General features: G+C 46.0%; 22 protein-coding genes and 1 pseudogene. 12 read left to right on the top strand and 11 right to left on the bottom strand.

Annotated elements, in window-relative coordinates; genetic code table 11:
• Positions 1-19 precede the first annotated feature (19 nt).
• Positions 20-1,273 (bottom strand): heterodisulfide reductase-related iron-sulfur binding cluster, encoded by a 1,254-nt coding sequence (locus GT360_RS17365; RefSeq protein WP_164650217.1) that lies wholly within the window; start codon positions 1,271-1,273, stop codon positions 20-22.
• A gap of 135 nt (positions 1,274-1,408) precedes the next feature.
• Here GT360_RS17365 and GT360_RS17360 point away from each other — a divergent pair, with 135 nt between their 5' ends.
• From GT360_RS17360 to GT360_RS17345, 4 genes are all read left to right on the top strand, one after another.
• Entirely contained in the window at positions 1,409-2,833 is a 1,425-nt protein-coding gene (locus GT360_RS17360; RefSeq protein WP_204274597.1) for an FAD-binding oxidoreductase, read from the top strand.
• A gap of 172 nt (positions 2,834-3,005) precedes the next feature.
• A complete protein-coding gene (locus GT360_RS17355; RefSeq protein WP_164650216.1) occupies positions 3,006-3,950 on the top strand; it encodes a DUF7973 family transport facilitator in 945 nt (314 codons plus the stop codon).
• Between the two features lie 14 nt (positions 3,951-3,964).
• Complete coding sequence (locus GT360_RS17350) at positions 3,965-5,458, top strand: FGGY family carbohydrate kinase (protein WP_164650215.1); 1,494 nt, start codon at positions 3,965-3,967, stop codon at positions 5,456-5,458.
• Complete coding sequence (locus GT360_RS17345) at positions 5,455-7,152, top strand: glycerol-3-phosphate dehydrogenase/oxidase (protein ID WP_164650214.1); 1,698 nt, start codon at positions 5,455-5,457, stop codon at positions 7,150-7,152. Before GT360_RS17350 ends, GT360_RS17345 begins: the two co-directional genes overlap by 4 nt.
• A gap of 37 nt (positions 7,153-7,189) precedes the next feature.
• On the opposite strand, the gene GT360_RS17340 is transcribed toward GT360_RS17345, so the two are convergent.
• Entirely contained in the window at positions 7,190-8,143 is a 954-nt protein-coding gene (locus tag GT360_RS17340) for a YhfZ family protein (RefSeq protein WP_164650213.1), read from the bottom strand.
• Positions 8,144-8,449: 306 nt separating this feature from the next.
• Between GT360_RS17340 and GT360_RS17335 the strand changes: the two genes are divergently transcribed.
• On the top strand, positions 8,450-9,934 hold the full coding sequence (locus tag GT360_RS17335; RefSeq protein WP_164650212.1) for a lytic polysaccharide monooxygenase: 1,485 nt from the start codon (positions 8,450-8,452) through the stop codon (positions 9,932-9,934).
• A gap of 143 nt (positions 9,935-10,077) precedes the next feature.
• On the opposite strand, the gene pyrC is transcribed toward GT360_RS17335, so the two are convergent.
• Complete coding sequence (pyrC, locus tag GT360_RS17330) at positions 10,078-11,106, bottom strand: dihydroorotase (protein WP_164650211.1); 1,029 nt, start codon at positions 11,104-11,106, stop codon at positions 10,078-10,080.
• Positions 11,107-11,259: 153 nt separating this feature from the next.
• Positions 11,260-11,424, bottom strand: coding sequence for a YqaE/Pmp3 family membrane protein (locus tag GT360_RS17325; RefSeq protein ID WP_164650210.1), 165 nt, complete (start codon positions 11,422-11,424; stop codon positions 11,260-11,262).
• Positions 11,425-11,545: 121 nt separating this feature from the next.
• On the opposite strand from GT360_RS17325, the pseudogene GT360_RS17320 reads away from it, so the two are divergent.
• Both GT360_RS17320 and GT360_RS22085 read left to right on the top strand, forming a co-directional pair.
• Positions 11,546-12,442: pseudogene (locus tag GT360_RS17320) on the top strand (MOSC domain-containing protein); the annotation flags it as partial.
• Between the two features lie 9 nt (positions 12,443-12,451).
• Entirely contained in the window at positions 12,452-12,697 is a 246-nt protein-coding gene (locus GT360_RS22085) for a 2Fe-2S iron-sulfur cluster-binding protein (RefSeq protein ID WP_420825467.1), read from the top strand.
• A 5-nt stretch (positions 12,698-12,702) separates the two neighbouring features.
• Here the strand turns inward: GT360_RS22085 and GT360_RS17315 are convergent, their stop codons facing one another.
• Positions 12,703-13,611: a DMT family transporter gene (locus GT360_RS17315; protein WP_164650208.1), complete on the bottom strand. Its 909-nt coding sequence runs from the start codon at positions 13,609-13,611 to the stop codon at positions 12,703-12,705.
• Positions 13,612-13,938: 327 nt separating this feature from the next.
• Between GT360_RS17315 and GT360_RS17310 the strand changes: the two genes are divergently transcribed.
• Both GT360_RS17310 and GT360_RS17305 read left to right on the top strand, forming a co-directional pair.
• On the top strand, positions 13,939-14,592 hold the full coding sequence (locus tag GT360_RS17310) for a DedA family protein (RefSeq protein ID WP_338062547.1): 654 nt from the start codon (positions 13,939-13,941) through the stop codon (positions 14,590-14,592).
• A 138-nt stretch (positions 14,593-14,730) separates the two neighbouring features.
• Positions 14,731-15,519, top strand: coding sequence for an AraC family transcriptional regulator (locus GT360_RS17305; protein ID WP_164650206.1), 789 nt, complete (start codon positions 14,731-14,733; stop codon positions 15,517-15,519).
• 13 nt (positions 15,520-15,532) lie between these two features.
• Here GT360_RS17305 and GT360_RS17300 read toward each other — a convergent pair whose 3' ends face one another.
• The 4 genes from GT360_RS17300 to GT360_RS17285 all read right to left on the bottom strand — a co-directional run bounded on the left by GT360_RS17300 (position 15,533) and on the right by GT360_RS17285 (position 18,800).
• Positions 15,533-15,760 carry a hypothetical protein gene (locus GT360_RS17300; RefSeq protein WP_164650205.1) on the bottom strand — a complete coding sequence of 76 codons (228 nt, stop codon included), beginning with the start codon at positions 15,758-15,760 and terminating at the stop codon, positions 15,533-15,535.
• A gap of 179 nt (positions 15,761-15,939) precedes the next feature.
• Complete coding sequence (locus GT360_RS17295; RefSeq protein ID WP_164650204.1) at positions 15,940-16,851, bottom strand: M14 family metallopeptidase; 912 nt, start codon at positions 16,849-16,851, stop codon at positions 15,940-15,942.
• Between the two features lie 2 nt (positions 16,852-16,853).
• Positions 16,854-18,161 (bottom strand): inosine/guanosine kinase, encoded by a 1,308-nt coding sequence (locus tag GT360_RS17290; RefSeq protein WP_164650203.1) that lies wholly within the window; start codon positions 18,159-18,161, stop codon positions 16,854-16,856.
• A gap of 168 nt (positions 18,162-18,329) precedes the next feature.
• The gene (locus GT360_RS17285) at positions 18,330-18,800 is read right to left on the bottom strand and encodes a CreA family protein (RefSeq protein WP_164650202.1); all 471 of its coding nucleotides are present in this window, start codon (positions 18,798-18,800) and stop codon (positions 18,330-18,332) included.
• 166 nt (positions 18,801-18,966) lie between these two features.
• On the opposite strand from GT360_RS17285, the gene GT360_RS17280 reads away from it, so the two are divergent.
• The 3 genes from GT360_RS17280 (at position 18,967) to GT360_RS17270 (ending at position 20,666) form a co-directional block, all read left to right on the top strand.
• Positions 18,967-19,506, top strand: coding sequence for a flavodoxin (locus GT360_RS17280; protein ID WP_239502685.1), 540 nt, complete (start codon positions 18,967-18,969; stop codon positions 19,504-19,506).
• Between the two features lie 2 nt (positions 19,507-19,508).
• On the top strand, positions 19,509-19,832 hold the full coding sequence (gene cutA, locus GT360_RS17275) for a divalent-cation tolerance protein CutA (RefSeq protein ID WP_164650201.1): 324 nt from the start codon (positions 19,509-19,511) through the stop codon (positions 19,830-19,832).
• A 261-nt stretch (positions 19,833-20,093) separates the two neighbouring features.
• The gene (locus GT360_RS17270) at positions 20,094-20,666 is read left to right on the top strand and encodes a DNA-J related domain-containing protein (protein ID WP_164650200.1); all 573 of its coding nucleotides are present in this window, start codon (positions 20,094-20,096) and stop codon (positions 20,664-20,666) included.
• Between the two features lie 63 nt (positions 20,667-20,729).
• Here GT360_RS17270 and GT360_RS17265 read toward each other — a convergent pair whose 3' ends face one another.
• Together GT360_RS17265 and GT360_RS17260 are read right to left on the bottom strand one after the other, a co-directional pair.
• Entirely contained in the window at positions 20,730-22,379 is a 1,650-nt protein-coding gene (locus GT360_RS17265) for an ABC-ATPase domain-containing protein (RefSeq protein WP_164650199.1), read from the bottom strand.
• Between the two features lie 64 nt (positions 22,380-22,443).
• Complete coding sequence (locus GT360_RS17260; RefSeq protein ID WP_164650198.1) at positions 22,444-24,360, bottom strand: sensor domain-containing phosphodiesterase; 1,917 nt, start codon at positions 24,358-24,360, stop codon at positions 22,444-22,446.
• Positions 24,361-24,392 lie beyond the last annotated feature (32 nt).

Genomic DNA, 24,392 nt, shown 5'->3' with positions numbered 1-24,392 from the left:
GAAACTATGTAAAAAGCCGCTAGCCTGCGGCTTTTTTTATACCTTTGTCTGACTGCATTAGGATAAAAACTAGCTCAAGCCAGTGGATCACGGGAATGTTTGTGTGTTTACCCATGTGATACTGGCACCCGGTATTTGCGGTAACGATGTAGTCTGGTTTGCCTAAAGTGAGATCTGAGATCTTTGTTTTGCCTATACGGCTGGCAAGTTCAGGATAAAACAGTGAGTAAGTCCCTCCCGAGCCACAGCAGACGCGTTCTCTTTCTGTATCGTCGATAATAACCGGAAGTCTGCTAACAAGTTGTATTAGCTCGCGGTGTTTATCACTGCGATGGCGAAGTGAGCAGGGTATGTGCATCGCAACACGATATTGAGCTCGTGAGTTGTGCACAATGTTTAATCTGTCTTTATTGATTAACTCCGCAATATTAATTGTCTTGCGAGCAATATAATTAGCTTTGTCGGCATACCTTTTGTCACAACGTAACATATTGCCATATTGCTTGAGCTGCGCTTCGCAACTAGAAGAAATGGTCACTATTTCTAGGCTTTCCTCTGATAGTAGACCCCACCAAGCATCAATGTTCTCTCTTGCTTGTTGCCTCGCCTTGGATGACTCACCGATGCTCGCTTTGAATGCGCCACAGCAATGGGTCTTTGGCAACTCGATAACACGGTAACCCATATTCTCAAGAATATACTGAGCTGAGTGGTGAGCATTCCGTGCCAAACCTGCTTTTGTACACTCTGTTACTAGTGCAAGGGTGCGATTAGGAGAGACTGGATTGTGTCTGCTAATCCTTGCTTTAACCTGATTTTTCGCGACATACAGTGACCCTTTTGAATTTAAACCGTCCCTTGCTATCGAGCTCATCATTAAAAGAGGTGTTTGCGGTGAAGGGAGCACCTTACACAAAGTTTTCATCAGACGCTGTTTTAAAGTCGAGCTTTGCGGATACTCGTGTTCAATTGTGACTTTAGCAAGTTCAATCAGTCTCGCGACTTTTACCCCGCCAGGGCAATCTGTTTCACAAGAACGACAACCCACGCAAGTTTTGATGCTCGCCATCTCGACCTGTGTCAGAGATTTTCCCTGTAAGTATTCTTTAATCAAATAAATGCGGCCACGAGGGCTCATATTCGTGTCACCCGTTGCTAGGAATGTAGGGCAGTGGGCATTGCAAAAGCCACGATGAACACACTTCTTTATGATTTTAGCACCCTGGCTCCCGAGTTGGGTATCGGCAAATTGTGGTGACACTTTGATTAGCATCCGTTCTCCTCAATGATGGCTTTAGGCACTAATGATCACTCTTGATCCAGCTCTATTTTTGAACAATTCACATTGACATTAGCTATTTAACGATCAATAGTCAATATATTGAGTTCTCCTTATTTGGAGTATTGAATGTTTAGACAAGAGGATAATAGCGCTATGTTGAATTATCAAAACGCGATAGAAGAGCTTCGAAATACACTCGGTGAGGAAAAAGTATCTACTCGACTAAATGATCTTGAAGCAAGTAGCCATGACACCTGGCCTTTGATGACAAAGCTTAACTTGCTTGATCAACACCCAAACAAAGGAGATGTCTATATCACGGCGATAGAGGAGAGCGACATAACGAGTGTCCTTGCTATAGCGAATGAGCATAAAGTGCCGGTCACTGTTCGAGCTTTAGCTTCCTCGGTGACTGGTCAACCCCTGCCAACCAAGGGTGGAATCGTTCTGGATGTGTCTGAGCTACCGGCTTCCTATTCTGTCAATGAGTCCAATATGACGGTGACGGCAACGAGTAGTTTCAATGGGGGAGACCTTGAAGATTTGCTTGTCGAGCAAGGCTGGACACTTGGCCATTCGCCGCAGTCACTTTATCGCTCTACTGTAGGAGGATGGTTAGCGACACTAGCAACGGGTCAGTTTTCTTCTTTGTATGGCGGAATCGAAGACTTAGTTGTGGGTTATGACGTGATACTAGCCACTGGTGAGAAGATGTCTCTTAAGGCTAATCCTCGCGCTGCAATGGGCCCAGATCTTAGACAGGTCTTTTTGGGCTCAGAGGGAACTTTGGGAGTGATTACCTCTGTTACGCTGAAAATATTCCGATTGCCCCCAGCTGAAGCGCTCATGACCTATTCAGTACCAACAGTCAAAGCCGGTTTAGATCTAATGAGAGAGATCTCTGCATCCAATATTAAGCCGTTTCTGGTTCGTTTCTATGATACAGAAGAAGCGAAACATGCAATGGGGGACACATCTTTTTCAACACCGGTGCTGTTCTTAGGCAGTAGAGGTCTACCTGAAATGGTGGATGCAGAGCAAGGAGCACTCAACAGTATTGCTACTCGGTTTGGCGCAGAAGCACTTGGCCCTGAAGGCGTGCAAGGCTGGATGGGGCGACGTTACGACTTCTCAACCGTTGAGAACTTGTTAGCCACCAAAGGTGGGTTTGGCGAAACGATAGAGATAGCCCACAACTGGGACACCATACATGAATTATGGGGAGCTCTTAAACAGGCATTAGGGCCGCTATCTGATGAGGTTTTATCGCACTTTTCACACATCTACGACCAAGGTACATCCATGTACATGATACTGCTCTCTCAAACTGAAAATGATGAGGTAGCAGTAGAACGCCTTAGAGAAATTTGGAAGACCACGATGGAAGTCTGTATTGAATATGGGGCGGAGCTTTCTCATCACCATGGTGGTGGTTTAGCGCGCTCCCCATACAGTCGACGCTCTATTGGAGAAGCGCATTTAATTTTGCAAAAGATGAAAACGGCCCTGGACCCGAATGGAATATTAAACCCAGGTAAATTGGGATTGTAACCGTTCATAAAGCACACACTCTCTCGCGATGAAGCGAGAGAGTTTAAGAAAATGGTGAGTGGTGTGAACAAGAATAAGAACGAGAGGAGGGCATCTTTTGCCAAACAATAACGACAGCTGACCAATTAGAAACGCTGCCCAACTTAGTACCCTACAGAACGAGGACAACAATATGGAGAACATGTTCAATGTAATGCAGTTAGCAGGAGCCATCGCTGGTGGATTTTTAGGGGCCACTTTTGGTGCTTTAGTCGCATTTGTGTTTACTGGCTTTGCCATTTTAGTTGGTATTGCCATTGTGATGGGAAGTGGTGATCCGACCTTCCTAAACCTCATCGGCTTAGGCCCATTTTTTGGTCCTCATATCTCGTTTGCTGCAGGTGTCGCAGCGTCGGCTTATGCAGCCAAGAAAGGATGGCTTGAAAGTGGACGAGATATTGTGACGCCACTGGTGAGTTTAGGTAAACCACAAGTGCTCTTAGTTGGCGCCGCTTTCGGTTTGTTTGGTTTTGTCGTTCAGCAATCATTGATGCTAGTTGATGGGCTAGGGAATCAGACAGACTCTGTCGCTTTAACTGTCGTAATCTCTGCAATCGTTGTTCGCTTAATGTTTGGTAAAAGCGGAATTGTTGGTAAGCACTGTGAGGGAAAAACGGGCCTGAAACGTTTCCAACCCTGTAAAGAACATGCCTGGCTCCCCTATCAAGACTCTTTCTCAATGAGCGCTGTTCTCGGTCTATTTGTTGGTGCTATGTCTGCTTATGCAGCCTATGAACTACTTACTCTCTATCCTCAACCAGAAGCACAAGGTGTAATGCTGTTTGGGTTCGCCATTTCTGCCATTTCGTTGCTGTTTCTTGGTATGAATGTGATGGTGCCTGCTACCCACCATATCACAGCGGTGAGTGCGGTCGCGGTCTCACTATTCATGGGAACTATTGAGAATCAGTTTATGGTGATCACGCTTGGTGCTGTATGCGGTTTACTTGCTTCGCTATTAGGGCAATTATTTGCTCGATTCTGGTTAATTCGTGCTGATACTCATATCGATCCTCCAGCCAGTGCTATCTGGCCAATGACATCTGCACTTATCGTTATCTCTGTTGCACTTCAGTAGTTAAGGAGTTAATCATGGAAAAGAAAATACTAGTTATTGACGCGGGAACGACGGGCATTAGAGCGATCATATATAATCACCGATGCCATATCCTATCTCAGGCATATACTGAGTTTCCAAATTACACTCCTTCACCGGACCGAGTAGAACAAGATCCAAATGAAATTTGGGATGCGACGAAGAAGATGGTCAATCAGGCGTTAAAGGCGCTTGAATTGCGGTTAAATGACATTTCATGCATCGGGATTACCAACCAAAGGGCGACTACGGTTCTGTGGGACAAAGAGACTGGGGAAGCGGCACCCAGAGCAATCGTATGGCAAGATACGCGTACAGCAAAGAGGGCAGAAGAGCTCTCGTCTGTGTGGGGCGATGAAGTTTATTCTAGAACTGGCTGGCCTATAGCTCCGGTTTATTCTTCTTTAAGCTTAGAGTGGATGTTAAATGACAGCGCAGCTCTAAGAAAGAAAGCTGACGAAGGCAAGCTAGCGTTCGGTACGGTGGACTCGTGGATTATTTATCGCCTCACAGGTGGCGCTAGTCATGTAATCAGTGCATCTAATGCCTCCGTAACCGGTAGTTATGATCTTATTAATAATCAATGGTATGAAGAGTGGTTGAGTGCTCTAAACCTGCCACTGTCACTTTTCCCAGAAGTCTGTGATGACTCGGGTGTCATCGCATTTACGGATGAAAATGTAATTGGAGGAAGCATCCCCATCTGCGGTGTTATTGCTGATCAGCATGCCGCACTGTTTGCCCAGGGTTGCACAGAGCCAGGCATGATCAAGTGTACCCATGGTACTGGAACCTTCCTTGATATGTTAATTGGTGACCAACCGATCATCGAACCATCGAGTGGTGTTTGTTGCCAGATAGCATGGCGAAAAGATGGCGTTACACATTATGCGTTAGAAGGTTATGCAGGGTGCACAGGTTCGGCGGTTCAATGGTTGAGAGACGGATTAAAAATAATCGACTCTTCCAAAGAATCAGAGTCAGTTGCGCAAAAAGTGCCTGACAATGGAGATGTTTATTTTGTGCCTGCTTTAACCGGGCTTTCCGCACCTTATTGGGATTCTTTTGCTCGTGGAGCTTTACTTGGGATAACTCCCGGGACAAAGCGCAGCCACGTTGTTAGAGCGACTCTTGAAGGAATAGTGTATTCAGTCAGAGACTTTATCGAAGAGATGGAAAACATCTCTGGATACGATGTGAAGAGCATTTCGGTTGATGGTGGTGCTTCGCAAAATGATCTACTCGTTCAATTTCAAGCTGATCAGTTGGGTGTCGAGGTTGTTCGACCAAGAAACGTTGAGGCCACCAGTCTTGGTGCAGCACTTATGGCGGGTTTGGGTTCAACGATGTGGAAAAATGAGCACGAAGCCTTTGCGGTTCATAGAAACAAAACGACCTTCTCTCCCCAGATGTCTGAAGAAGAACGGACAGAGCTTTATCGCAAGTGGAAAGTCGCCGTTGAACGCGCACGCGGTTGGAGCAAAGTATGAAAAGAGCGAATATAGCCAGTACACAGAAACAGCACTTTGACATTATTGTCATCGGATGTGGTGTGACTGGAGCCGCTATTGCCAAAGATGCATCACTACGCGGAATGAAAGTGCTTGTGGTTGAAAAGAACGATATTGCAGCGGGCACATCGAGTCGTTCGTCAAAATTGATTCACGGCGGGTTGCGCTACTTGGAGACTTATCAATTCGGTTTGGTTGCCGAGTCGGTTCGCGAAAGGGAAATGGCGCTAAGACATGCACCACACCTCACTCGCTTACAGCCTTTCTTGTATATGTTTTACGATGATGCTCCAGACAAAAAGTGGCTTCTCAACATGGGTTTAACGTTTTACGACTTTGTGTCAGGAAACTGGAACAAACGTCGGCATAAGATGCTAAGTAAATCTCAGGTGCTAGCACGGCAACCCCAGTTTAGAAGTGAAGGCCTTAATGGTGCCGCACTGTTTTATGATGTATCGACCGATGACTCGAGAATCACCATTGATACCATGCGCACCGCTTGTGAAAACGGAGCACAGCTCATCAATCACTGTGAGGTAACAGGGCTGACGTTTAGTGATAACAAGTGCGACGGTATAAAAGTAATCGACAAATTGACGAAACATGAGGCTCAGTTTAAAGCTCATTACATTATCAATGCGTCAGGGCCCTGGAGCGACAACATTCTTGGTTTTGAGCGGAGCAAATCAAAGGTTTTACGACCGACGAAAGGCGTCCATATTGTACTTCGCAAGAGCGACTTTCCACTGCATTCAGCTGTGTTTACTCGCTCTCCTGATGATGGAAGAGTCGTATGGCCAATTCCATCAATGCAAGATGATCGCGTTTTTATCGGTACGACAGATACAACCTATCAAGGTGACCTTGATAACGTGTGCCCCGATCAGTCTGATATTCAGTACTTGTTGAACGTGGCAAATCACTTGATGCCAAAGGCTAAGCTCGGACCGCAACATGTCATTGGCTCATGGGCGGGGTTAAGGCCTCTTATCGCGCCCAAAGATGATTTGAACAACAGCAAGACTCCGAGAGAACACCAAATTATGGTCAGTGAATCAGGGCTGTTCTCGATAGTCGGAGGAAAACTCACTAGCCACAGGGTAATGGCTAAGCAGATGCTGGATTACATCATTAAGTATGATAGGTGTCAGTATTTGTCACCATCCGTCAATATCTACCGTTATGACAAGGTCATATTGTCTGGAGCGGGTGTCACCTTAGAGGATGGAAAGAACTACTGCGCCAACAAGATCATATCCGAATTGAATGCGCTTGGTGTGCCACGAGAACTGTCAGAACTATGGACATCGCGGTATGGCAAAAACGCACACTTGGTTGCTGATGAGTACCTGAAAAGTCAGAGCAACCAAAAGCGGTTATCGATGCGAGGTCTTACGGTCGCAGAGGTGATTTATTCAATCAGTAATGAAGCGGCCGCAAGCTTGGCAGACCTTATGGTGCGAAGGACTTCTGAGTTTTTTTGGGATAAGAGTGGAGGGTTACTGGAAATCGAGGCGATAGCTACGGAGATGCAGGGTCTACTCAACTGGAGCGACGAAGAGAAAGCGCGGCAAATTGAAGAGTATAGAGCCCTTGTCACTGCCCACCGTCCGAGTATGGTGCGTGAGTCAAAGACAAAGACTGAACGCCCAGAAATGGATCCCGTGTGCTAACGTTAGAAGCCATGCAGTGTGCATGGCTTTCTTTTGCTTAAAACGCTTTGTTATACGGATCTTCCGATTCAAAAGCACGGCTTTGCGCAAGAGCGACTTCTTCACTTCTCAATTCGTTCAGGAGAGAACTGAGCTCAGGACGTTTGGGGTTGGTGATAAATGCTGCTGCTGAAATAGCTTGGTGTTTTGAGCGCGTGGTGACTTGCGTCACTTCTGTTGCTTGAAGACCTGCGAAATAAAGCGGTACTGGACTCCCTGTAATATGCCAAATCCCAGCGTCAATTTCGCCCCGAAGTACGCGAGCAGGAACTTGTCGAAAGTCAGTCTCAATATACTGATGCGCATGACCGCTAGGAAATTCACAAAGCGTGAAATCTGTGTGATCGGTTGATTGTCGGTCTATGCCAACTGTTTTCCAATCTTTGGCATTAGTATCGATTTTAGAGACGATAACTAAGCGCTTTAAACAATAATAAGTGTTCGGTTCAAGGATTTTAACGCTGCCGGTGGGAGCTGTCAGAGTAGGGTGTTCACACGCTCCTTTTGACACAAGAGTAATATCGCTATTACCCGCCTCCACTTGGCGAATACGCTCCAACGCACCGGGTTGATTATGGATAAAGTAGGGGATATTGAGTTGACTAAGCTTAGTCGTAACGTGTTTGATCAGGCAGTCAATTTCGATCGAACCACTGCTAGGCATCAATAATTGAATTGGTTTTAGCTTTGCGATGTTCCAACATAACCCGACATCAATGTCAGTAACAATGCGTCCGAGATGCCCCTTAGAGCGGGTTGATAGTGCATCGCTTTCACTGAGCAGATTGAGAGCACGTTGCATCGTGCCCGCAACAATATTATGTTGCTCTTTGAAATAGGAGTTAGTCGGCAACTTTCCGTTAATGCCTACATTTAGAGCGTGAATCGCTACTTGTTTCTTGGCATTAAGTATTGCCTGATCCTCACCCGCATTTTTACTTATCTTCGGCATATCTATAATCAAATCAAAGTCTAACTAATACTCATGTTACCAGAACAGGCTAAGCGTCGTATATGTCCCAAACGCGGATTCAAATAAAAAGTCAAACGATGTTAAAGATGTGCTTTCAACGGATGTGTAACTGAAAATAAACAAGTTGAAGTGATCTTTTGTGGCACATTTAACATTATTCATGTGAGTTGTGGAATGAACCTCAACTAAATGGGCTTTAAATTCATAAGGTTAAATTATTTAATTTTGCTCTCTTTAAAAGGACCGATACATCATCAGGTTCAAAACGTTGAGGACATAATTAAAATGAAAGTAAACAAAGCCAATCTATCTATCATCATAGGCGCAGCTTGGGTGCTGTCACCGAGTGCTGCTAATGCACACGGCTATGCGATATTCCCAGAAGCACGTCAGAGTATCTGTTACAACGACGGCTCATTTTGGTCTGGAAATCATGAGAGTGAGGCGTGTAAAGCAACGTACGATATTTCGGGAGCTTACCCTTTTGTGCAGCGCAACGAAGTTGCAATCAATATCCCCGCTCCGCACTACAATAATTTTGATAAGGTTAAAGAGTACATTCCTGATGGGACGCTTTGTGCAGCAAACGATCATCAAAAGCGCGGTTTAGATATTGAACACACCCAATGGACGCGTACAGAGCTCGCCCCAGGTACTTTTGAGTATGTCTTTCAAGCGACAGCGCCTCACAACCCTTCGTTTTGGGAGATATACCTAACCAAACCGGGAGTGGATGTGACCAAGCCGCTTAACTGGGATGACCTAGAACTGATCTCAGAGCACGGAGACATTGCCGTTGATGGTGAGAAAAAGTATCGCATGCAGATGACGATTCCTGCTGATCGCTCAGGTGACGCCATTCTATATACCCGTTGGCAGCGTGAAGATCCTGTCGGAGAGGGCTTTTATAACTGTAGTGACATTGTGATTACCGGAGATGGTGGCAATCCACCTGTTGACCCAGATGAGCCATATTTGGTGAAAGGTGAGCGTTTTGTTCCTTTGGACGTTGAACTTACAACGCCTGAGCTTGGCGACCAAGTTAAGTACGAGGTGTTTAATGCTGAAGGACAACTGCATGGAGAATTCTCTGTGACGATCACAGAAGACAATGCAGGTGATTGGGACCGACTCCTAGCTGCAGAGGTGAACGGCTATTATGACGCGCTTCATGATGGAAACGTATTTGTCGGTGATTGGCATGCTGAAATGAATCACTACATGTACTTTAGAGATGCCTTGCACTCAAACTACTTCAACTCAAAAGACGGTTTGGGCTACGGTGAGTTTTCGATTGTTTCTGACGAGACACCAAACGATCTGGAAGCGGTTGTGACGGCAATGACCTTGGCTAATCTTGTTGAAGCAAGAATTAAAAATGGTGAGCTAGTCGTCCTTCATCCGAATAACTCTGTTGGCGAATTTGACTCTGTTGAATGGGTACAGCTAAGCGGTGAGCACGTTGAGTACTCGACCGGCCGATACAGCGAGCTGCTTATTGATACTGAACAGCTTGATGCTCAACAGGATCATGAACTGACATTCCGTTTGACCGTGAGCAACTCGGAAGGTAGCGATACGACGGTATACAGCTTTGTTGTTGAAGGTGAGGGCGATACCACTCCTCCGCCATCAGAAGGTGACTGGAGTGCCTCTGCTGTCTATGTTCAAGGAGACGTTGTTACTCATGGTGGCCGTAGCTGGACAGCACAATGGTGGACACAAGGCGAAGAACCAGGCACTTCAGGAGAGTGGGGTGTTTGGCGCTAATCTCGGTGTAAACAAAGCACATAGTCTTTATTGATTAAGCGGGGTAGCAAGTTTGATTGCTGCTTCGCTTTTTCTTTTGTGGAAAGAGAAAGGGCCTGAGTCTCCTCAAGCCCTTTGCAAATTATCGAGTGCGATGAGATGGCTTACTTAACGGTCCACTCGATCTCTTCGCCACCGCGGATTGGCACAACCACGTCATTACCAAACGGCATAGATTCAGCCACAGGCCACGCTTCTTTAGTTAGCGTTACTGTGTCAGTGTTGCGAGCGATACCGTAGAAGTCAGGACCATTGTGGCTGGCAAAAGCTTCAAGGTTTTCGATCTTGCCCTCTTCCTCAAACACTTCTGCATAAAGCTCCAGTGCGGCGTGCGCTGTGTATGAACCAGCACAACCACAAGCCGCTTCTTTCATGCCTTTGGCGTGTGGCGCTGAATCGGTACCTAGGAAGAACTTCTTGCTACCACTTGTTGCTGCCTCAACGAGTGCTTTCTGGTGGGTGTTGCGCTTTAGAATGGGTAAGCAGTAGAAGTGTGGTTTGATGCCACCCACCAACATGTGGTTGCGGTTATACATGAGGTGGTGAGCAGTAATCGTTGCAGCAACGTTCTCGTTGGCGTTCTTAACGAATGCAGCAGCATCAGCTGTAGTAATGTGCTCAAGAACAATTTTTAGGTTAGGGAAGTCATTGACGATTGGAGCAAGAACCGTATCTAGGAACTCTTTCTCACGATCAAAGATATCGACATCGTGAGTCGTCACTTCGCCGTGAACAAGAAGCAACATACCTACTTCTTGCATGGCTTCAAATACGTGATAGATGTTCTTTGCTGAAGTTACACCTGAATCAGAGTTGGTTGTTGCGCCAGCAGGGTAGAGTTTTGCTGCTACCACTTTACCACTTGCTTTTGCTTTGCGAATTTCTTCAGGTGTTGTGTTGTCAGTTAGGTATAGAGCCATAAGTGGCTCAAACTGCTCGCTAGGCTTTTCCGCCATGATGCGCTCACGGTACGCTAGCGCCATTTCAGTATTGGTTACTGGTGGGATAGTGTTAGGCATAATCAGTGCGCGGCCATTGTAGCGGCTGATATCGCGAACTGTATCTTTTAATACTTCACCGTCACGTAGGTGAACATGCCAGTCGTCTGGACGAGTAATGGTAATCGTTGTCATAAAGCGCTCCCACCGCAAATTTGTTGGTTTAGCGCCTAAACGCAAACGGTTACGTTTAGGCGACAGGATGATAGAGGAAATGCGCTAAATTGACAAACGATTCGTGTCTAAATGCTTATTTTAAAATCAATCACCTATTTTAAAACCACCCCCTTACTTTAAGACAAGCCATAGCGCATGCACCATGCCAGGCACAAAAAAGAACAGCGTCAAAACAAGGTTGATAAGGAAGGTGGTACCCAACCCAAACTTGATGAATACGCCCACCGGAGGAAGGAGTAAGCAAATAATGATCATTAGCAGCTTGTTTGATTCCATCTAAAGTCTCCAAAAAATAAATGTCTTAATAAAGAGTTAGCAGAAACCGCTTATTCTTCAAGCTGGTAACAGAGAGAGTGGCTTACTTTGTTGAGATACTTCCAGGTTGGTGATAGCGTTTATGTATCAAAGGAATAAATGGACAACCACAATGACTCAACCACAGCAAACATCACCAGCGACCTTATCTGGTATTCATGTCTACCCCATAAAATCGATTCGTGGCATTGAGCTATCGAGTGCGTGGGTTGAAAAACAGGGGTTATCCTTTGACCGACGATTGATGCTAGCTACTTCAGACGGTGTCATGGTGACCGCCAGAAAATATCCGCAGCTGGTGCTGGTTAAGGCGGCGTTAACATCGACAGGCCTTGTGCTGACTTATCCCGGAAAGGAGTCGCTTCATCTAGAGTATGCAAACTTTAAGATGCAGCCAACGGAAGCTGTGGTATGGAGTGACTCGTTTACCGCGTATACCGTTGATGATGTGGCTGACGAGTGGTTTAGTGACTTACTCGAAGAGCAGGTAGCGCTTTTATACACTGGGCAAGACTCTAATCGGTTAAGAGAAAAACTCGGACACAACGTGAGTTTTGCTGATGGATACCCGCTGCTGATTATTTCTCAAGCCTCGTTAGATGCACTGAATGCCCGAAGTACAGAAGTGCATAAAATGGCTCAATTTAGGCCCAATATTGTCGTTTCCGGTACAGAAGCGTTTGCTGAGGATAGCTGGAAAAGATTTAAAGTGGGTGACGTTGAGTTTGAAGTGATGAAGCCATGCGAGCGCTGTATTCTTACCACAATAGAGACAAACTCAGGAAAGAAACGAGCGAATCGTGAGCCACTAAAGACATTGGGTAAATTCAGAGCTAATGAGTTTGGCCAGGTGTTTTTCGGACAAAATGTGAGAGCGTTGAACGAAGGTGTCATTGAGGCGGGGGCCGAAGTCGAAGTGCTTGAGTATCAGGAGCCAGTACACTATCGAGACCAAGAGCTTGAAGCTGTTCAGGTCAGCCAACTCACCATTGTAATTGATGGTGTTGAGATAGAGGGTAACAATCGAGATCCTTTGCTTAACCAAGCGGAAGCTCAAGGGGTTAAAATGCGCAGTAGTTGCCGCTCAGGCTTATGCGGTGCGTGTAAAGTCAAAGTGACAGAAGGGCAGGTGAAGCAACCTGATGCACCTGCCATTACCGACGACGAGAAAGTGCAAGGTTTTGCCCTGGCATGCTGTTGCGTGCCAGAGACAAATATCAGTGTGCAAGCCTAACACGCTTAGTGCTTGGCCATTCGCTGGTGTCTTTGTCTTAGGATATCGAACCAGCGATTCGGCTTAATTTGAGCGAGCAGTACACCACCAATTACCATGGTTCCCCCCAAGATATGGAAATGATGTATTTGCTCCCCGAGGAAAGTAGCCGCAAGGATCATGGCAAAAACCGGCAGCAAGTTCATAAACATGGCTGTTGAGTCAGCACCGATACGCTTGATGGATTTCACCCACATCCAAGGGGTGAAAATCGATGCGAGAATACCAGCGTAGGCAATCAAGGGGAGTGATTCTTTTGTTGGTAGCAGTTGTTCGCTCGATAACCACAGTGGCGTCAGCATCAACACCGCTAGAACCCCTTGAGTGTATATCATCGTCCAGTTACTCAATGGCATTTGCCAGCGCTTAAGTAAAACGCAATACGTACCATACACCACCGCTGCGATCACCATTAGCGCATCACCTTGCGTTACCGCTTGGGATGTAAAGAAGAGCACATCACCTTCACCAAGCATGAATGCAAGGCCGAACAATGAGATAGCGCCACCGATGACACTCAGTGGTGAAATGGCTTTGCCAAGTAGCGGTAAACTAAGAAATACGCTGATCAACGGTACAAGAGAAGTGATCAATGCCATGTTTGACGCTGTCGTTGTCAGCCCAGCGTAATAGCCCAGCGATTGATTAAGTACCATTCCGAGAAATGCAAGTGTCGCTAATTTGTGCAAGTTGGCTTTAATGGTAGGCCATTGTTTAATCACACTCGATAAGCAGAATGGCGTAAGAATAAGCATGGCGACTAACCAGCGATAAAAGCTCATCGCACTGGGTTCGATAGCAGTTGCTGCCAACTTGTTTACAATAGAGTTGCCGCCCCAAATTAAGACAGTCATGAGTGGAAGTAGATAGATCATTAAGGCGCTACCTCGTGGAGAGTTCTTGAATGGTTTTAGTTTGACAGGTCTTAATAGTTGTATGTATCTGCAAAAAGACATGACGCGTTGCTGTCAGACAAAACGGATGAATTAAAATCAAAGTATTTGCCGTATAGAGCAAAGGGTGTTCGCCTTGTAAGCCTTGTTCACTATTAATCACAGCTCGTTACAAAATAGGGTACGTACTCAATAGCTTTTTTCACTATGATAACCAAAGTTTAAAATCCGCCCTCAGAGCAGTCACTGTCAACCCTGTTGATCTCCACGCTCACTCGCGAAGCCATTAGGAGAAATATCGTGCTAGATATGTTAACGGCCATCTTAGTCCAAGATTTCGATACATTATTGGAATTTGATTCGTTACATGCCTTGGTGTTGTTACTTGGGTTAATCTTGTTTCTAGAGTCGAGCTTTGTGTTCCTTCCTTTACCAGGGGATGGGCTTGTCCTGTTTGTTGGGGGCTTGGTTGGCATTGGCGCGATAGATTTCAATATGGCGCTTGTGGTGCTTTCTCTAGCAGCGGGGACAGGGAGCGTTATCGCTTATCTACAAGGTCGCTGGTTAAGTGATACGCGCTTTATGACCAAGGTTGAGTCAACCTTGCCAGATGATACTTTGCCTAGGGCAAGTCAGCTACTCGAGCGCTATGGATTCCTCTCTCTTTTCGTTTCACGTTTTATTCCGTTTGTTCGCGTGGTGACGCCAATGCTGATGGGAGTGTCGAAACTCAGCATTTTGCGTACTACAGTTATCAGCTTTACCAGTTCACTGACGTGGATTTTGACTCTTTTGCTGGTGGGAAGTTGGGTGATGCAACGACCAATTATTGCTGAATATCAGGAGGTGCTAACCAAATACTTCTTAATGTCGAGCCTAGCGCTTATGTGTGCGGCTTTTGTTGGTGTCGCGGTCCGTATGAATCGAAATAAAAAGCGCGCAGCTGCTACGGTAGCTGAGTAGTTCGGGTTCAAAATAATCACTTAGGCAGCATAAACAGGAAACTGCTTACTATCTTCGGTGATTAAGGGTATCTTTCTTGAATTAGCCACTGCACTAATTAGCAATTGCACTGTGTCGGGACGACAATCAAGGACAGAAATGAAAAAGAACGCAAGAAACCTTCATCCATCATTGGCTATTGATGAGGCTCCGTCTGATGTCTTCATGAACTTTGAAGCCTTTCTATCAAATACGGAAACTCGCGTTCACTCACACCCTTGGGGGCAAATTCAGCTGATTAGTGGTGGCATTCTCGAGATGGATGCAGAAGATACGCGTTTCTTAGCGCCACCGCATTTGGCGATCTGGGTGCCTGCCGGTGTGCGTCATTGCAGCTATAACCGAAAGCCACTGGAATATTGCTCGCTGAATATTTCTCCGGACCTAGCCAGTGTACTGCCAGAGCAAACCAGTCTACTGAAAGTCACTCCGATTGTGTCTGCCATTATCGAAGACTTTCGTCAGCGTAATATTAACATTGCTGAGTCAGAACAAGATCAGCGACTCGTTCAAGTATTGCTTGATCAACTTGCTGCCAGCGATGTCGAGCATCACTTCCTTCCTAGCACGGACCATAAATTTCTCGCCAAGATATTAGCTCATGTAGAAGAAAACCCAACGGATGATACTTCTTTGTCTCAATGGGCAGAGAAGGTACACACGACTGAGCGAACCTTGGCTCGTCACTGTCAGACAGAGCTGGGAATGAGCTTTACTGAGTGGCGATTACGAGTTCGCTATCTCTATTCGATGGAGCTACTGCGCAAAGGACATTCAGTAAAAGAAGTGGCTTTGACCTTAGGCTATAACCAAGCCAGCCCGTTTATTAGTATGTTTAAGAAATACTCTGGACAAACGCCAGAGCAGTACAAAAATCGTCTTCTCTAGCGTAACAAAATAACTAAGTAAGATTATCGTTAAGGGTTTTCTTGCCACACTGTTCACAAACACTGTGGCGGGAAAAGTCGTCCATGGCGCTGTAAAAGCCTCCGATAAAACTACTTTTGATCATGCCGTAAACAAAGTCTTTCAGTTTTGATTCCTTTGGTTCTTCGCGGACTAAAACAACCGTGTGTGTTGTTTGAGTATCACACGCGCTGCAATATTGAATTTCTTTTTGTGATATCACCTTATGTTCATCCTTAAAACTCAACGACTTGGTGCTACTATCATACCTCTATGTGTGTAGTTGAATATTTGGATTTAGAAGAAACCTCTTCCAGTCGCTTTATTGAGACTCAGATACAACAAAGCCCGAGCAACATCAGTCACTTGGGCTTAGTAAATCAGTGTTAAACTGTAGCGAGGCTATCGATTGATTAGATAGTCTAACCCACCCACGATGGCAGCCACTTGAGCGCGGTTACATTCGTCATCTGTCACCTTCTCACTGTCAGGATAAACTTCAGTCGTTGTACCGAACTGGCAGTTAGTGACACCGCCACACAAGCCGAGTTCAACCATCGGGTATAGAATCACACCTTCTTGAACCACATCGGCACCAATGATTTGATTTTTATCATCAGCTGGAGCGATATGTGTCACTTTGCGAACCGAATCGATGATCGCCTTTTGGAAATCAGGTTGTGGATTTTCAGTATCACCCACCGTGTAGAAGCCATCAGGAATCATACCCTCGATGTACTCTTTACCGTCACGAGCAGCTAGAGCAGGGCGGAATTCAGTTTCATCTGAATCTGTGGTCTCATGAAGATCAAAATGCGCCAATACATCGAGGTCTTTCACGAGTTCACGTAGTGCTGCAGACTCTTCCGCAGGCGAGTTTTCATAGAACGAACGGTTCGGGTCGACGGCTTTAGGGTTCCAGCGGTTGATCACTTCATAGCCCCATGGGCTCACGCAAGGTGCAATGATGAAGTTAAACGCGGTTTCATATTGAGGGGCAAATTGTTCAGCAAACAGCAGTGCACCATGCACGCCACTGGTTTCGTAACCATGCACGCCACCCGTCACCACAACAATCGACTTGCTTTCATCCCACTGTTTGCTCTTTAGGCAAAGCAGTGGAAAGCGGGTTTCATCATAACTCAGCGCGCCATATTGGCACACCTCAAAGCGGTCAGCCAAAGCGTGGATCTTTGGCACAACTTCTTCTTGATAAAGACGGTGAACTTTGCGGCTATCGAGCCAAGCTTTTTTCTCTTCTTCACCCCAAGGTTGTCCTGCGACACCAATCGGGTATTGAAATTTAGTTTTCATACTTAACGATCCCAGTAAGCTTCTTCTAAGCTGTCCTCACGCTCTGGAAGGCTACGAGTTAAGCGTGGAGAGTGCTGCTTGAGCACTTCGTAGCTTACACGGTTTGCGTATTTACAAATCTGTGACAGCGAAGAGTAGGTCAAAAACGGTGCTTCATGTTTCGAAGAGTTCGGCACGTTATTGAGATGGTATAAGTTTGCCGCCATATCATGCAGAAGTGCCGATAAAGCCGCGTCACCCGCACCATTAGTATTTTTAATCTCTAACGGGCCGCCTAAATAAGGGCCGATATGAGAATAGGTTTTCACTGGTTGTTTACAATCTGACTTACGCATCGCACGGCTAAATTCAAACTTGTTGAACTCAGCAATTTTACCCGGTAGTAGCGGGTGATCGGTTTCGCGCTTGTGCTCTTCGTCAGTGTAACCCGCCATGTAAAGACCAATTGGACCGGCTGTGCACAACACCAAATCAACCCAATCTAATGCTTTGTCAGCGGCGAGCAGTGGATCTTTTTCACCCGTCAGTGCTTCACCTTCTTCCTCATTCATCGCAAGAATGGTGACATTGTCACGGATGTAGTTTTGCCAGAACTCTTCGTTACCCTCGATAACATACTTAGTCCCAAGCGTAAGAACAACAGGAACGTTATGTTTTTTCGCATGTTCTACTGCGCGAGCAACGGCTTTTGGCATTGGGTCGCCTGTTTTACCGCGCATCAAGTAGGAGGACACCACTAGCGCAGAGGCTTTTTCAAACACGCTTTCTGGAACACTTTCAGGCTCTAGCTGGTTCATGTGACCTTCACTGATGGCGAACGTTCGCTCACCACAAGAGGTGATGAGGGTGTAACAACGACCAATCGGGCCATCTACTGTTTGTAGATGATTTAGGTTCATGCGCGATGATGTGCGGCAAAGGTAACGGTATGCGTAAGAGCCCACCTCAATGTTCTTCGACATGACACCGAGCAGCACAGATTTGCTATCAGCGAGCACTGAGTAGTTGTGAAGGGTGTTACCAATGGTGTCACCTGGGAATTGGTGAGTAATTAATTCACGATCTACTAGCTCCTTGTATAGAGCGTCAGCTACATGCTGTTCGACAACTAATGAGTGACCTTTACTCAGGTTGTATCTTTCAAGGAAGGCATCATCCACTTGCGCTTCAATATCTACGATGGTTTGCCCAACACCGACAATCGTAGGGCGGTGCAGCTTCTCTTTGTCATCATGCATTTGATTCATGAGTGGATCACGAGCTTGCGTAGGGAAGTAGTGCTTTGATTTGCGTTGGCCTGGAAATTTCATAATACAGGAGGTAGTAGAAAACGGGTTGTGAATACTATCACAAAATATTTGAGCACGTTGCAAAAGTTGCAGTGTATTCACGCGATTTTGATTTAAGTTTAGCCGATTTAAACTTCTTCGTTTGAAAGTTGCACAGGTAAGTTTGTCATGATCACCTGTGCAAGCGCGCTATTTCGTTTCTTCGGTCACGGCGCCGTACGCTTGTGTGCCCCATAACGGCACGGTAGATAAGCTGTGCTTGAAGCTGCCTTCCGTCTCTTTTGTCGTGTAAGAGAGGTAAAGTAGTGTTTGATTTTTCGGATCGTAAATGCGGCGTACCTTCATGGTTTTGAAGAAGATACTCTTGGATTTCTTAAATACGACTTCACCTGATGAGCTCTTATCAATTTTTGCAATCATCTCTGGCGTAATATCACCGGTTTGTCGACACGAGATAGAACTGTCACTTGGGTCCGATAGGCTAAGATTGGCTTCGATAGAGGCGATGTGACAGGTGACACCCGTGACTACCTCATCTTGAAGTGAGCTGATTTTGATATCCTTGAGGGTAAAAATGCCCAATGAAACGTCGCCAACGTTGTCGCCACCACAACCGGCGAGTAGCGTTGCTAGGCCTGTTGCTAGAAGTCGTTTTTTCATTATTTGTCCTTATATGCTTTAGCGCTCAATAAACGGATGCAACGGTGTTTGATAGGCCGATAACTGGTAAATTTTTCATCATGTTACGTTCCGTTACCTGTTTTTCATCAGTGTAGCCCAAGTTTTATTGGGTTTACACCAAATTGCCTTGAGGCACGGCGTTTAGATGCGTATGCTTGAACTCAATCAGTACAATACAAGGACCATCGATAGCATGGACACCCTTCCAGCGATAGTCATCGCGAAAAATGATTGGTTGCATAATCAAGTTGAAGTGGAGTATCCCACCAAAGAGAGTCTCAAAGGCCGAGAGCTGTATTTTAGTCGATACAACACCTCTCAAGTTCTGTCGATTGATGAGGTTGCGGGTGAAGCTTCATTGCCTGCCGATTCAATCTATCTTGTCGATTTTCACCGTTTGACAGTAATGTTTTCTTTACTTCAAGCGAAATTGTGGCCATCTCAAGATGACCAAGATTTGATTCTGGAATTCTTATCTCAAATTATCTATTCCGAACCCTGTGAGCTTTATCTCGCCTTTGCTGATGGCGCACCCATTGGGGCAGGTTTGGTTACCCAAACCGAGCAAGGCTGTTTGATTTCCGATATTTCGTGTGAATCGTCACTAAGTAGCGGTGACTTCGCCGTGAGTCTCGCGACAAAGCTTGGAGAGCAAGGCGTTCAAGTGACCGATGTGGAGATATAGAGATGAGTAGTGAGTATGGCATGGTGCTCACCACTGTTGAACCCGGTGACGAGCAGGTAATTATCGATAGTTTGTTAAACCAACAACTCGCGGGTTGCATCCAGGTGCTCCCTATCGACAGCCACTATGTTTGGCAGGGCAAAATCTGTAACGATAAAGAATCACTTTTGGTGATTAAAACTCGCCTTTGCCTCTACCCAAAGGTGGAACAAGAGATTCAACGAGTTCATCCCTACGATGTTCCCCAGATTGTTATGGTTCCGTTTGTGGAAGGCTTTAACCCTTATTTGACCTGGCTTGGTGAACAAACGCAAGGTGGTGAATAGCCATATTGTGAACGAGATTAGTTTACCCATGAAGGCGTCTTTCTAAGTCGCTCCATATCCCTTTGATGACCCCGCGGCAAAATCCTAGTCATTTTTATCGTTGCCTACCATCTCGGTATACCGCTCTTATCTATTATTGATAATCAGACCAATAAGTTAGATGATCATATCTCGATTATTCCTATACTTACCAGTAGACACGGTTAATTTTGTAAGAGAGTCACTTTGACAAACGATGCAGTAATACATGGTGGTTCCGAAATGGAGAACCCCTTGGTTTGGCCGATTTATGAAGTGCTCAAGCGCCAACCCGATAATTGGAAAGTACATACCCTAGCAGGAGAGCTCCAGCAGCAGGGCTTAGTCCCCACATTAGATGAATGCAGTGAAAAAGACCTTTTTAAGCGTAATTATTTGATGATGAACGCACTGTATCAGCTTCAAGCGCTGCTATACCCGGAGAGATGGTTGCAGGTTCAAGCAATGGATATACAACTGACGTATGTGAGCTGTGAATGCTGTATCGATTTGAATGATCCTTTACGCGATTACTATATGGATTGGTCCCATTATGAGGCGGAAGAGGGGGAGGTGAAGCGTCTGCTGAATGAGTTTTGGCAGCGTTATTCTCGATTTATTGGTAAGGCCAAAGAGACAACGATTGAGGGTAGGCAGCATGCTTTGCAACTGTTTGATCTTGACGCTGATGCCGATTCACAGGCGATCAGAAAACGCTGGCGAGTGTTGGCTCTAAAGTGGCACCCAGATAGAGCGTCTGGGGATGCAGAGACGTTCCGTGTACTGTGCGAAGCTTGGAATGTGTTGCGCGCATAATAAAAGCGGCTGATACCGAGTATATGATAGGTAAAGCCGCTTTTAACTTGAACTAGGTTTGGGTTAACCTTTGAATTGCGCTTTACGTAGACGGTTTAGCGTTGCCATAGCATCAACGACACGCGGTTTAGCAATGTCACCCTGCACAGGCATGGTCTTGTACCAATCACCCTGCAGTGCATCCGCCATCTCTTTGGCTGGCACATTTGACCAACCTGGTAGTTGTGCGATTTGCATCATAAGCCAACCAATGGCGTTCACTTCACTGCCAGATTCAAGCTGTTCAAGTGCTTGGATATCAATAAACTCTTTACCAAAACGCAGTGTATCCGTGCCCTTGGCGGTAATACGGTATTTACCGTCTGCCAGGGTTTTCTGTAGTGCTAGACGACTGCAGCTACGAGGTTTAAATGTAGCCAGCTCAGACTCGCTCTCATTCACACGCTGAGTTGGGTGTTGCACGATCACTTCTTGCGCTTTTTGCGTCAGGTCTTGTGCTTGGTAATCGTGCATTTGAATCACGGTATCTGCGACATCAAGGTAGTCGCCGGAGCCACCCATGACGATGATCGATGAGATATCCAGTGATTCACTCAGCTGTCCAATTCGGTCTACTAAAGGAGTGATCGGCTCATCGCCCTTGCTAACGAGTGCCTGCATTCGCTCGTCACGAATGAGGAAGTTAGTTGCAGAGGTATCTTCATCAATCAGCATTGCAGATGCGCCTGCTTCGATAGACTCTTGAAGCCACGCTGCTTGAGAAGTAGAGCCAGAAGCATCTTGAGTAGAGAAGTTCGCCGTGTCTTTACCCATAGGTAGATGATTGATGTAGTTCGATAGGTTTAAGTTATGAACGCAGCGACCATCTTCCGCCTTAATCTTAACCGCATCGCGATCGGTCACGACATATTCACGGCCATCGCCTGGAATATGGTTATAGATAGAGCGTTCGACTGCGTTAAGCAGTGTTGATTTACCATGGAAGCCACCACCAACAATCAACGTGATGCCTTTTGGAATACCAAGACCAGTCACTTGCCCTTTGTGAGGCGCGTTTAGCGTGACTTGTAGCGACTCTGGAGCTACAAAATCAACCGCATCGCGCATTGGTAGATCGCTATTGCCCGCAAAGCGAGGGAGAATGCTGCCGTTCGCCACAAACGCAATCAGCCCTTTGTCTTTAAGTTGCCTACGAATAGCATCTTGGTCTTCGATTACTTGGCAGTGCTGGTGCAGTTTTTCCATATCCAGTTCGCGCTCAAGCGTGGACTTGCGAATAAACTTAGGTAGGTGGAACGTCAGCATGTTTATCGCACGCTTACCGAGAATGGTTCGACCTTCCGCAGGTAGGTTCACACGAAAACGAATCTCAATGCCTTCTTCGGTAAACAACACCGCCGTTGAATCCAACACGGTCTGACCTGTTAGGGCAATATCGATGTCATTCTCTTGTTTGGCATAAAAAGCGAATTGGCGAGCAATGAAGTCCCTCGCAGCCACTTGATAGCTCGCAGAAGCTTCGCGCAGATCTTCAAGGCCTGTCACTGACCAAGGGCGAATAGCACGCACTCTTGAGGCTGAAGCGTGAGAATCACCTTGTACGTGGTCAATGTGTAGCGTGAAGTCTTTAAAGTCGTACTCGCCTTTGATTTGTTGATACGCACGGTAGTTCTGACGCTCAATTTTCTTAAGTGTTGCCGTTAAGTGGTCCATAACTGAATATTCGCTTTATAAATAGTGGCGCGATTATAGGAACCACCGCGACTTGAGTAAAGGGTCACAGCTCTATTTGTCTAGGATTGAGCCTTTGTGGGCTCTGCTTTAGCAAGTGCAGCTCAAACTGGTCATAGGGCATTGGTCTGCCATAGAAATAACCCTGGCCGACGTCGCCCCCCTCGCTAACCAAAAAATCCTCATGCTGTTGTGTCTCAACGCCTTCGACGGTCACTTTGAGAGCAAGCTTTTTTGCTACATGTATGATGGAACGTACGATCTCTTTATCTTGTGCGCTTTCCTCTATCTGATTTAGGAAGCTTTTATCGATCTTAATGGCATCAAAAGGGTATTTTTTTAGGTAACTAAACGAGGCATAGCCGGTGCCAAAATCATCTAGCGATAAGGTGATGCCTAGTTGCTTGAGTTTGTGTAGAGTCTCGAAGGCAAGTACCTCATCTGAAATCAGTCCACCTTCGGTGATTTCAAGCTCTATGCATTCCGGAGGAACGTGACACATTTCAAGTAGCTCTTGAACTTGCCGAGCGAAGTAAGGGTTTCTTAATTGCACTGAGGATACATTGATGGCAACAGAAAAATGGCTCACTAATTTGTTCCATTGTGCCGCCTTTTCAATAGCGGTGCGGAGGACGAAATTACCCAACTCGAAGATCAATCCATTTTGTTCAGCCAGTTTAATCAGTCCTTCGTTGGAGATATCACCGAGCACTGGATGCTTCCAGCGAAGTAGCGCTTCGGCACCAACCCAACGGTGCGAGTCAGGATCGACTTTAGGTTGAAAGTAGAGCAGCAGATCATCGTTTCTCACGGCTTGCAGTAGATAACTCTCTTGTTTGTTTAGGTTACATACGATGTCTGAGTCGGAGCTTTGATAGAAACTGTACTTGTGTCCAGAGTCTCTGCTCGAGAGTGCAGCCTCAGAAGCAAAGGTCAGCAGTTGGGGGGCGTCTAGGCTCTCTGATGAAGTTGCAACACCAATGTGTGCATGCAGGTGTACCGATTCATTACCAATGATAAACTCATCAAGACAAAGGTCAGAAATACTGTGACAGACTTGCTGAAGAAAAAGGTCATCTTCAACATTGTGAAGAATCAGAACAATCTCACTTGATGTTGGCCGTGCTGTATTTGTATCGCTCGGTAGGAGGTGTTCCAAGCGTTGACGAAAATCTAACAGGGCAATATCCCAAGCTACGTATCCAAATCGACTTTGAAGTCGTCGCCCATTGCTAAACGCAATATGGATAACGGCATTACAGGCATGGTGGCCGTTAGGAGTTTGAGCTAGCGATTGGCTTAGCTGTGTCTCTAACGCTTTTCGATTGAGGAATCCAGTACCAAGGTCGTGATGTTGCTGATATTCTACTTTCTGCTCTGCAAGCTGACGTTTGCTGATCTCTTTACTTAACGAATAGTTAAGTGCGGCAATATTTTTGGCTCGATTCGTGACGCGCGATTGCAACGCTTGATGAGTCGACTTTAGAGCCTCATGCTGAAATAAGGTGTCGAGATGAGATTCAATGCAGACTTTAAACGATTCAAGTATGTTTTTGCTGCTTTGGCTAAAGTCATTGGTTTTAGTGTCGAGTACGCACAACGTTCCAAAAGGCTCACCATTTGGCCAATTAATCGGCAGGCCAAAGTAGGCGATCATGCCCAAAGCAACATCTGTGCTATCGCACCATTTTTTCTCATCAAGGCGGTTAGGAATGCAAAGTGGTCGCTGCGTTTTGATGACTGTTTCGCAATAAAGTTCACTGCATGGCTTTCCAGTGTCACGTTTGTTAAAGGGATGCTTGAGGTTGTCGTTGGCGGCGATGACCTCGATGTACTCTTTAGGGATTCGGGTGATAAGGGCTGACGGAACGCCAATAAGTTCGGCAGATAGGTTAACTATTTTCTGCCAACTCGCTTGTATACTGGAGGGGATGACGACTTCCGCTGTGTTGACCTTCGACATTTAGCTTTTCCTTAGCCGCCTATTTGGGATTC

Source organism: Vibrio astriarenae (assembly GCF_010587385.1).
In the GTDB taxonomy this organism is placed as follows: domain Bacteria; phylum Pseudomonadota; class Gammaproteobacteria; order Enterobacterales; family Vibrionaceae; genus Vibrio; species Vibrio astriarenae.
Note: the sequence above shows the minus strand (reverse complement) of the source record. Positions and strands in the feature narration are given on the sequence as shown.